This is a genomic window from Veillonella magna (assembly GCF_959600285.1).
In the GTDB taxonomy this organism is placed as follows: domain Bacteria; phylum Bacillota; class Negativicutes; order Veillonellales; family Veillonellaceae; genus Veillonella_A; species Veillonella_A magna.
Map to the genome: position 1 here is coordinate 201,876 of NZ_CAUGKU010000002.1, position 10,811 is coordinate 212,686.

9 protein-coding genes and 1 pseudogene are annotated in these 10,811 nt (G+C 34.3%); all 10 read right to left on the reverse strand.

Features of this window, described 5'->3' with window-relative positions; all coding sequences use genetic code 11:
• Window positions 1–189: 189 nt before the first annotated feature.
• The 10 genes and pseudogenes from Q5873_RS02425 to Q5873_RS02470 all read right to left on the reverse strand — a co-directional run bounded on the left by Q5873_RS02425 (window position 190) and on the right by Q5873_RS02470 (window position 10,701).
• On the reverse strand, window positions 190–1,032 hold the full coding sequence (locus tag Q5873_RS02425; RefSeq protein WP_028255820.1) for a hypothetical protein: 843 nt from the start codon (window positions 1,030–1,032) through the stop codon (window positions 190–192).
• Window positions 1,033–1,110: 78 nt separating this feature from the next.
• On the reverse strand, window positions 1,111–2,391 hold the full coding sequence (locus tag Q5873_RS02430; RefSeq protein ID WP_303059111.1) for an ATP-dependent nuclease: 1,281 nt from the start codon (window positions 2,389–2,391) through the stop codon (window positions 1,111–1,113).
• Window positions 2,342–2,710, reverse strand: a complete 369-nt coding sequence (locus Q5873_RS02435) for an AAA family ATPase (protein ID WP_211219564.1) — start codon at window positions 2,708–2,710, stop codon at window positions 2,342–2,344. Before Q5873_RS02435 ends, Q5873_RS02430 begins: the two co-directional genes overlap by 50 nt.
• Window positions 2,711–2,725: 15 nt before the next feature.
• Window positions 2,726–4,060, reverse strand: a complete 1,335-nt coding sequence (locus Q5873_RS02440; protein ID WP_303059112.1) for a phosphoethanolamine transferase — start codon at window positions 4,058–4,060, stop codon at window positions 2,726–2,728.
• Window positions 4,061–4,559: 499 nt separating this feature from the next.
• The gene (locus tag Q5873_RS02445) at window positions 4,560–5,321 is read right to left on the reverse strand and encodes a glycosyltransferase family 25 protein (RefSeq protein ID WP_028255819.1); all 762 of its coding nucleotides are present in this window, start codon (window positions 5,319–5,321) and stop codon (window positions 4,560–4,562) included.
• 60 nt (window positions 5,322–5,381) lie between these two features.
• Entirely contained in the window at window positions 5,382–6,353 is a 972-nt protein-coding gene (locus Q5873_RS02450; RefSeq protein WP_028255818.1) for a glycosyltransferase family 9 protein, read from the reverse strand.
• 9 nt (window positions 6,354–6,362) lie between these two features.
• Window positions 6,363–7,259, reverse strand: coding sequence for a glycosyltransferase family 8 protein (locus Q5873_RS02455; protein ID WP_051245883.1), 897 nt, complete (start codon window positions 7,257–7,259; stop codon window positions 6,363–6,365).
• Complete coding sequence (locus tag Q5873_RS02460) at window positions 7,259–8,017, reverse strand: glycosyltransferase family 2 protein (protein WP_028255817.1); 759 nt, start codon at window positions 8,015–8,017, stop codon at window positions 7,259–7,261. The genes Q5873_RS02455 and Q5873_RS02460 overlap by 1 nt, the downstream gene beginning before the upstream one ends.
• Window positions 8,018–8,256: 239 nt before the next feature.
• Window positions 8,257–9,504: pseudogene (locus tag Q5873_RS02465) on the reverse strand (IS256 family transposase).
• 150 nt (window positions 9,505–9,654) lie between these two features.
• Window positions 9,655–10,701: an O-antigen ligase family protein gene (locus tag Q5873_RS02470; protein WP_303059113.1), complete on the reverse strand. Its 1,047-nt coding sequence runs from the start codon at window positions 10,699–10,701 to the stop codon at window positions 9,655–9,657.
• Window positions 10,702–10,811: the final 110 nt, after the last annotated feature.

The following is a 10,811-nucleotide window of genomic DNA, read 5'->3' on the forward strand; positions in this document are numbered from 1 at the left end:
CACCATGGACTACACTAATTTATAACACATCTATGAAAGATTCTTTCAACATTCTGAAAGCTGGTGCTATCAACTTGCCACTAATGGTGCGCCGTTTAACCTGTAAGGTGAGAACGCATATACAAAAAGCATCTGGGAAAGTCTATCGACTTACGAGATGAATCTATCTCACGCCGTGATAAATCAATCTTAAGACTTTTTCCCTAAATTTTGCCGTAATATATTTTTTAAAATTCTTATTAGATATTCTGTATCACCATCTTTTAATTTTTCTGATTTTGCTAAGATTCCGTCGTCCATTAACCTTTTACAATATCCATCTTTTTCCTTAAGTATTGCATTATAAACATTTATGTCATCAAATAAAAGTACATCAGCCTCTCCTTTATCTGCAGTACCATTCTTACCACCATAATATGTATTTAAATTCTGATTACTAGAACCAATTAAAATAGCTTTTGGTTTAATAGAATTTAATATTTGCTCAATATTCTCATAATATAATGGCCCATGGCTTGCAAAATCCATATCTTCTTTAATTTCAAAAAAAATCATCATTTTCCTATGGTCTCTATTATTATCATTTTGTACAATGAGTATTTCCTCTAAATTGTTAATACTACATATGGCTCTGCTATATAATTCATCAATTATATCGCTTTTGTTGTCAGCTGAAATTTTCCCCATTCCTCTTAATATACCTATTTTAATAGTATCACGCAAACAAGGATTTCGTCTAATTTGCTCGACTAAAGAGGGATCAAATCCAATCTCATTGTACAAGTTGTTAATATCTTCTTTTGAGGAATCAGATTTAAACTTTATTACTTTAGATTGCTTGCCGCCTGGTTTGAAAAGTTTGGATAAATTGTGCATAAACTCTCTGATTGTCTCTTCCGTAGTTCCTCTATATCCAGGTGCGCAAATAATTCCACATCTATACCAAGTATTTTGCATGTAAACTTTTATTGCCTCTGTAATCAAAAAGTCTTTTTTTTCTGATTGTCCCTTTGGCATGTATAAGATATACATAACTGTCTCCCCTTTACTATAAAAATGCAAACTAAAACTATAAATGAAGGTATATAGTTAATTTTATCATATTTTCATTTATAATTTATAATCAATGATTGATTGTACGAATTGACGGGCACCCTCAAGTTTTTCTTCTGAGGCTAAGTTATACACTTCTAAAGCCTTGTAAACCCATTCCTTCTTTTCCTGTACCAGTGTTTTATCAAAATCTTCCATTTCCCCTACTGGCACAATAAACAATCCATTAGATTTACAAGTTGCTTCCACGTTTTCGTATGCTCTTAATGCTTCTCTTGGTAACCCATGTTTTCCTATATTTTTAAGTATATCCCACCCCACATTACTTTGAGAGTTTACAGTATCATAAACAACTTTCATATCCTTGGCTAACTCAGTCTCCCAATCTAAACCAAACGCTTTAACCAGAGGTTTAAAAGTTGAACTAGAATTAAGCAAGTCAAAATCACAAATTGCAACTACTGGAACTCCTACTGCTCTTAAGGCACTAACAATATCTTTAACACGTGACTTACCTCCACAATGCGTAAAGAATATATCAGGAGAAATTTCTCCTCTATTTTCATACATTGCATCGATTAATGCCTGATAAAATAAGCAATCATAATCACTTTCACAAACAACAACCTTCTCATGGAAGAGACCGCTCAAAATATTTGAATAACGCATAATAGGATTACCCCATAATTCTTTGATTTTGTTACTTTCCAGGATTCTCATCCTATTAATATCTTTTTCACGATCTATTCTAATAACTATTACATTTTTATTATCTGCGTCAACTAACCCCTGAAGAAAATCCTCACTATGTGTTGATATGAGCAGTTGCCGATTCTCAGGATTATTTTGTGCTAACATTTTTCCAATAATTCTTGCTTGTGGTGGATGTAAAAAAGCTTCCGGCTCATCGATAAGAGTAATGGAATATTCGGAGGTAAATATATCAAGTAGAATACTTGCAAAACTACGCATACCATCCCCTTGCTCTTCTAGTTTTGGTAATCTATCAACCTGACTATAATACTCATCCTTTATGTCCATAGTATAAGATTTCTTATCAGGAGCTTGCCCAATATGTAAAAGGATTGTTTTCATCTCATTACTGTTAAGAACTAAATCAACACCAAAAGCCTGATGAAATAAATTTGAAATTTTATCTACTAGCTGTTCACTTTTATTCAACTTATAAATAGGATGTTTTTCATGCAAATCACTTCTATTTAAGGCATTTGATGAAAACATACGCGCTTCTGTATTAAGACGTTTGATAAATAGCTTATCTAAACCACTATACAGTGGTATGATTTTCCCAGTATCCCTGTAAAGTATTCTCTTCAAAGCTACTTCCTACTCCCAATAATTGATAACCACCATTTCCAGATTGAATAAAATTTTCTTTAAGAAAAGTGCTATCATTAATTTTTCCATAATAATCAAAAATAATATTTTTCGCAACAATTCCGCGCCTTTGGTCAGAAGGATCTAAATTGATTTCTACATCTTTCAGTACTTGACTTTTACCGCTATTATTAGCTCCTGTAAACACAATAATATTTCCCGGTTCAAGTTCTAGTTGAGTATCATCATTAAACGCAATGCTTTTCAGATAAACTTTAGGTCTGCTGAGTCTGTTTTCCTTAGTATCTTGAATGTTCACACTTATGGTATTCTCCTATTCATTATCATCAACTATCCTCTTCTCTCCATGTAACGTTGTTAAATTGTTTTTAGTTCTATCATATGTATCATTAGATAAATCAAGCTGTGGCTCTACTATCGGTGCACCCTCTATTCCCAGAATGGAAATCATCATATTGTACAATAAATCATTTGTCCAAAAATAATCTTCATGGAGGCGTAATCTATTAAATGTTTCTGGATTATTACGTATGAAGGTATCTGAGAAATTCATTATTAACGGAATTCTAGCCATATTAAAAGTAAACTTGCTACTTTCATGCGCAAGATTTCCTTGAGGTTCTTCCCCATGATCAGAGAAAAAGATAAATCCCATAAAATTAGGATTATTCTTCATCTTATTATAAATTTTTCCTAAAACATCATCTCCATAGAAAATAGCATTATCATAATTATCAACTAACTTATCTCCATCAGAGAACCTAGTAAAACCGCTGGGATATCGGTCCCTATATGTTGCATGTGATCCCATAACGTGAACCACGATTAGTGCATTCTTTACTTCTTTTTCATTAGGTAATTTTTCAACTAACATTCCATCATGGAATCTTGTTTCTGCCGTATTTCCTATATTATCATTAATCCAAATTTGATGCTTAGCCATAGATGCAATCTCTGCAACTGGTGTATCGAAAACACTATATCGTTCTTGATTACTAATCCAATATGTATCCATATTGGCCGCATTAGCCATATCAATGATTGAGTTAGCCTCAGCAAGAGACACTATATTATACTGATTTTTTTCACTAAGTGCATATGTCAGTGAAGGAACCGTATGCACATAATTGGAATATGCATTTCTAAATAGCAACGTTTCATTTTTTTCTTTAAGCCCAGTCAACCACGGTGTTGTCTGTCGTGAATAACCGTATATTCCCATGTGGTCACGGGCTTGGGACTCACCTATAACTAATACATATACACCTTTTTTAGACTCGTCCTGATATAATCCTTTAAGTTGTGCTAAACGTTGTAGTCTAATCTCGCGATTATCCCTAAATGCTTCATACGAATGCACCGCCTCTGCCACTCTATTTATAACCGTATTTACTTCATAGTAAACAAAATATTTATATCCATAAAATATCCCCATAATAATGAATCCGACCACCAAATAGTTTAATTTTTTGCTTTTTTCAGTATGGTCTATACTCTTTGTAAGTTGTAGAAATTTTATATATCCATATACAAACAACAACACAACAATCACTGCTATTATAAGATAAAGTTTGGACTGACCAGCAATATATGATAACGCTTCATGATAATTCGTCTGATATACTGTTAATACAATATCTGCCCTCAAAGCTTCATGGCTTACGATAAAATATAACCAAAACGGAAGAACTATAAATATTAATGCCCCCCCCTAGGAGGACAGTAGAAAATGTCATTATTGAGGCGACTCCACCTCTTCTATTCTGAAATAAATACAAAAGCATAAGAAATACTGCGACTAGTATCAGACCTATTCCTAAGTTATTGATTATCACTCCCGGCGTTACAGCATAGCCTGTTAAGAGATTAATAAGAGGTAATCCTCCAAAAAATAGCATGCCTACTAATAGAATAAAAAAAATCCGAGACTCATAATTCCAGATGGATAGTGTCATCGAAAACAATAACGAACTAACAACTGCCATTGTAGTCGCATTAATACTTTGGTAGTCTCTCCAAAAAAATAGATTGATGCTTAGAAAAAAAATCACCCCAACAAGAAACCATAAAATTATTTTGCTACCATTTTTATATTTTAATACCCGGTTCATATATATTTCCTGCATACAATAAATTAAGTTAATTAATCATTTACACCACATTAATTCCCAAAACCATTTATTAATTCGCTGCCTATAAAATAGGACCTTTTGTTCAAACGTAAATTTATTAACTATTTTTTTTATATTCCTATCCTTTATTCTACCTAAGTCTTCTGCTACTTGACCTGTACGTGTTCCTCTAATATCTACAGTAGATGCTAAATTGGGAGCCTCCGGTGTCACAAGATTTACATTAATATCATAGAGTCTAATTAATCCCAATTTCATATATGTATACCAGCTATCTATTTCAAAATGTAGTGGCCGTTGAGCCCACAAAATATTTTTAGCAGCTTCCTTGTTAATAATATATGCATACGTACCTGAAAAGCCTAAACTTCTACGAATACTCAGATGCTGATCAACTACGCTATGCATCTTATGAGGATTGTTTCCATTATACAGCGCCAAAGAACAAGCTTTTTTATGTTTTTTTACAAAATCTACTAAAATTGGTAGATATGTGTCAAACCTTGAATCAAGCTCTATATCATCTTCAAAAATAATAATATACTCTTCACACCCATTTAAGAAATTTTCTAGTATTTTCAAATGAGTTAATGCACATCCTTTTTCGCCTAACCTCAATAAGCCATCATCATCAACACGTCTATCATCATCTGTTATAAACTTACCATCTATAGCCTTGAAAAATCGAGGAGTTATACATGTATTTTCAAATATTTTAGTTATATGCTCTCTTCGATCAATTGATGTCTCTAAATTAACTACGTAATGATTATACATATGCTAATACCACCTTTTTTAATTATCATCACTATATCCATAATAGACCATGCCTGAAGATTAAAGTGATTTTATAATAGCATTACATACAGATTCAACATCTATATTTCCCTGTTTTTCTTTTGATACAGCGAGAGAGGCGGGACCGACTGGCAGAAACCTCTGTGGATTGGCTGTTGGGAACAGCGTTACAGTACCTCTTTGCAGTGCTGCTGCTAAATGACCTATTCCATTATCAATGTTAACACATATATCTGAATGAGAAAGAACTTCTATTAGTTCTCCAAGTGAAGTTTTACCACAAAGATTTTTAACTCTTTCTTTACTTACTAGCGATTGTACTACTTCATTCGCTTGTTCAAAATCGTCTTGCACTCCTACAATGATAATATTAGTGTTACTATGTTGTAATAAATAATTCATTAGTTTAATCCAATTGGCAGTAGCCCAAGAACGTTCAATTGACTTTGTTGCAATAGAAATGACAATATATTTTTCAAAATCTATTAAAGCTGATTTTCTTTTGGAGCGAACTAACGGAATATATGTCTTATTATTTATATTTAGAGATATATCCAACATCCTTTTTGTAGCTTCCAAAAATGCCTCTGCTGTTCTATGAGTATCTAAATTGTAATCTGTAAAATCACTTCTTTTAGTGAAAAGATGGGTCCTGGTATTCCATCCAAAAACAGAGCCTACTGTAAATCGATTAGGAATTCTTGCCAAAAAGGCTGCAATTTCTGTTCTCTTTCTGGAGTCATATGATATAAAACAATCAAATTGGTATGATTTCAGTAGTTGAGACAACTTCCAGACCCCACCAATTCCTCCACCACTCTTATAGCCATATACTATATACCCATCTAATCCAGGAACATTATCTAATAAATCATCAAAACCTGGTTTAACTAAAAATCTGACCTCACACGTCGGATTTTTCTTTTTAATTAATGGGATAACAGCTGTAAGCGCCACTAAATCGCCTAAATTCATAATAGCTTCTATTAATATATTTTGATATCTACCCATAATATACCTCTAGCACATAATATGTAATAAGAAACTCCTAAACTTAAACGCTATTTTTTTTCTACAAGGATATTCAGGTTTGCCATTATCTCTGTTCATTTCGTATTTATAGTATATTCCATTAAATGGTTTATAAGGTTTATACTGCCATGGCTTTCTTCTGCCTGCCCAATGAAGTATAGCGATATCTTTAACTGCTCTTAATGCATTTTTCCTTAATTCCTTAGAAAATAGAATCGAAAATTTCATCATATACACAGGCGGTATTACATTCCATGATATATCCAAAGCTTCCCAACTATTTCCTAAAACAGCATTTAACGCATCCTGATCGTGATGCCTAAATGATTTTTCCTTTGCTGCAGTTAACACCAAATTTCCGTAATCCCCTTTTCTCCATTTATTTAGATCAATGACCAATACACCCGAATTAAAATATCCTTGACTAGGCTTCCATCCAAAGCTTTTTTCTTTTTCTTTTAACGATTTTCTTGAAGATAAAATCCCATAATCCGGCACAGCACCAATTACTTTTCCCTTCAAATCAACACTCCACAAAATAGATATATCCTTACACACTACTAAATCCACATCCAGATATATAATTTTTTTAACCGTAGGAGGTATTATATTACCTATCGCTAGCCTAAAATAAGCTGCCTTACTAATATGATCACTTGTGTACATATCATCCGATAAAAATTTATCCATATCATAAAATACGACATGCGAAATAGAAGACTCAATAGCATCAGCCATACTCTGCTTTAGCTCTTGAGGTAGCTTGTCCCCTAAGATATAGAAATCTACCGGTGAGCTAGTATGCTCTAAAATTGATTTTGCTACTACTATAGTATGTTGAGCATAATTCAAATCACATGCCATAGTTACTGAAATTCTTTCCATTATCTCTCATGTTCCTTATACAAATCGGCCAACTTAATATATTTTATCAAAGTATACATAAAATGATTCAAGCACATAACCATGCCTAGCCAGCCATCTAAAATACCTTTATCAAAAAACGTAATTTTTAGAAAGCCAAATACCGCATGCCCAAATGCAGATGGGTAAGAAACTTTTCTCCCTCTATTATATGCATCATTTGCCCAAATTGTAGTATATGAATTAAATTTATTCCAATACTGTTCCCACGATTCATATGTGTAATGTCTTAGATGTCCTTTAAGACGTCTTATTGATAACCCTGTCTCTGGATGCTCATGTACCTTACCAACCCATTCTACTGATTTTGTAGGGAATAATCGTTGTACATAATCGGGACGCATACTTCCATGTTTAAACCGTTGACCAAAGGCATATCCTTCTCTTTTAATTTCATATGCATAAGGAATAGCATTATGAGCAGTAACCTTTTTGATTTCTTGTATGGTACTAGCACTTAATCGTTCATCTGCATCTAAATATAATATCCAATCAGTTTTTACCATATTTATAGCAAAATTTCTCTGTGCAGCAAAATCATTATCCCATTGTCTATACACAACTTTAGCTCCACATGATTCAGCGATAGCTACCGTATTATCATTACTTCCTGAATCAACAACTAAAACATACTCAGTGCATTCCTTAGCATTATTCACTACTTCACGTATATTACGCTCTTCATTTTTAGTCAAGACAACAACAGTTACATTGTCCATGCTGATTATTACTCCTCCCAGTAGAATAAAAAAGACTTCTTCAACGAAGAAGTCTTTTTCTATAATATTGTCTTAATGTAATAATAAAAATATGCTCCTTCTAATATAGCAATTATACCATACCATATACCATCTCCCCAACATTGGAGCTAGTATATAAATAGTACAAATCAAAATGAGAAATCCTACATACCTGTAATGAAGTATAGTAGGGCATATCAAATATTTTGTGTAAACTCTTAAAAATCTTTGTCATACTTTTCCATCAAAGGTCCCAGCTGCTCATCAATAAGCATCTGGTTACGGATCATTGCCCAGTTCGCCAGACGATGTGAAGTCCATTTCTTATAGAGTTCCTGAATACGAAGATAGAAAATTTTAAAAATAGCATCCTCGTTAGAGAAGGAACCTTTCTTCGTGACCTTGCGAAAACTGGCATTTACGCTTTCAATGGCGTTGGTCGTGTACATTGCCTTTCGTACTGCACTACCATAGTGAAAGAGCTGTTCCACGTGCTGAAAGTTGTTTTCCCAAACAGCGATAGCACCAGGATACTTCTGCCAGTCTTTTTTTAACTTTTCGAACGCACGTCGTGCTTCTTCCACATTTACAGCACCATACATGCTTTTCAATTGCTTAGTAAAAGAACTCTATCCTTTTCGCGGAATATAACGAATTGAGTTTCGTATGAGATGGACGATGCAACGTTGCACGGTGATGTTCGAGAAAATAGCCTTGGCACCTTCTTCCAGTCCGGATACGCCGTCAATCGAGAGAATACCTAACTCCTCAATACCGCGGGCTTTGAGCTCATCAAAAATCTGCATCCATACATGCTTGCTTTCCGTTTCGTTAATCCAAAGACCTAATACATCTTTGTATCCATTGGTGTCGTAAGCAAGCATCACATAAACAGCGACCTGATGAACGCCACGTTCTGTCCGCATAGATACATAGATGCAGTCTACGAAGGAAAGCGGATAGAACGGCTTTAATGGTCGCGTACGCCAGCGGTCTACTTCTTCCATAACGCAGTCGGTAATATTCGAAATTTGTTCATGCAAGAGCTGGAATCCATACATATCTTCAATGGTCGCAGCAATGTCACGCTGGCTCATCCCGCGCGCATACATGGCCAGCACTTTGCCTTCAATCGAGGATACATTACGCTGATACTTTTTTACTATTTGAGGCTCAAATTGCCCCTGACGGTCTCTCGGAACAGAGATAGGGACTTCTCCCAGTGATGTTTTCAATGTTTTCTTTGAATATCCATTGCGAGTATTTGTAGACTCTCCTGTATGCCCATTCTTTTCATAACCGAGATGATTTTGCATTTCACCTTTTAGTATAGCTTCAAAAATAGGGCCAAACACCTGCTTTAAAGCATCTTGTACATCCTGGGTATTTTTTAGATCGTAATTATCAAGAATTTGCTGAGCTATTTTTTCACCGGGAGTTAGTATAGTTTCTTTACGTTTTGTCATGAGTACCATCCTTGCTATGTGTTTTCTCAATTATAAGGGGAATAATTGAGACTAGTATATTAACCTGTTTACACAAACTATTTTACACTCCCATCAATATTTTTCATAAACTATTCCCCCATAATCATTTAAAACATTATTATCGCTCATTTATCTTTCATCACTAGAGTATACACTTCTTGTAATCCCCAATAATAACATTAGTACAAAAAAATAAAACACGCTTCCTGAGTTATGCTCAAGAAATCCTTGGGTTAATCCATAAGAAAAGGTAGCAAGCACATGAACAACTCCGATTAAAGCAACTGCATATAATGAATTTTCAGTAGATTTCTCTTTTACAATTTGGCAAAAATAACATAACGGTACAAGAAATATGCCTAATCCGGTTACTAGTCCAAGTATGCCTCTTTCTAACCAATCATTTAAATACTGGTTATGTACATGATTATACTTTACAGCTTCCTTTTCCAGTATTCCCTCCTCGGCTTGTTTGGCTTTTTTAGACTGAGCACCTGAATACCCCCAACCAACTAAAGGCCTTTCTTTAATCGCCAAAGCGGCCGCTTTCCACATATTAAATCGTATTCCGACAGACGTCTTAGAATTATTTTCATGCTCATAAGATTGAACCTGTTTCTCCATCTGTTGATATCTTGCTATAGCACTATGTTGTGATGTTATTCCATTAATAAAGACCAGCCCCACCGTTCCAATAATAACTACGGTTAATAGGGACTTAGTAACCATTTGGCGGTAAGCTACGAATATTATCACTAATGCAGGAACCAAAATTATCCAGCCACCTCTAGATCCGGACAATAAACTTCCCCAAATACCACAGAAATATCCTAATAAGAATATATACTTGCTCTTTATATTTTTTCTATATGCATACCAAAAGCCTATCAATGCAAATAAACCTAAGGACATTGCCATATCACCGGCTTGTATTACCATATACCCCCTTGGGAACCCTCGTGAAGAACCTAAAACATATGCCCCATACGATGCAATACATCCACCAATAATAGCTCCCCATGTTGCTCCTCTCAGCAAAGATAAAGTAGATTTTTTATTCCACGCATAAAATGCTAAAGGCATGAACATGAGTATCCGAGAAGGATTATCCAATTGTTTAATATTTTCATCCATTACTAACGTATAAACTAAATGAATTATAAAACAAGCACTCAATACTCCTACTGAATACTTGAACCACGTATTTACACATCCATCGGTTCCTAAATTTATGGCTCTTCTGGCATCCCTGTGGGTAAGAAATGCCGCTTTCCCTTGTAATCAAG